Source organism: Pseudomonas sp. 10B238, from assembly GCF_000970615.1.
Taxonomy (GTDB): Bacteria; Pseudomonadota; Gammaproteobacteria; order Pseudomonadales; family Pseudomonadaceae; genus Stutzerimonas.
On the sequence record NZ_KQ033996.1, the window covers coordinates 1 to 334 of the forward strand.

At 56.9% G+C, this 334-nt stretch carries 1 protein-coding gene; it reads left to right on the top strand.

Annotation, left to right across the window (positions count from 1 at the left end; all coding sequences use genetic code 11):
• Window positions 1–334: LysR substrate-binding domain-containing protein (locus tag RT21_RS23500; RefSeq protein WP_256203922.1), on the top strand; the 334-nt coding region annotated here is incomplete at both ends.

The window sequence follows — 334 nt, forward strand, 5'->3', positions numbered from 1 at the left end:
GGGTGGGGGTTATTCGCGACCGGCGCTACGTTGCACGTGCCTTAGCTCCCGTGCCGTTTTACGTTGTCGCGTGCCCGTCTCTCATAGGCCAAAAGACACCACCTGAATCTTTGGATGCCTTAGCTAAGCTGCCACTTTCAGTCCTGATCGACCGGAAAAATGGCCGCCCTTGGCCTTGGCTATTTGCCGACGGGCAAACGTTCGCGCCCAGGCAGCCAGCGCTTATCTGTGATGATCCAGATACGGAATTGGAAGCCACCCTGGCAGGCATGTGTTTTGGCCAAATTCCTGCCTATCTGGCTGAGCCTCATCTGCGGTCAGGAAAGCTGGTTGC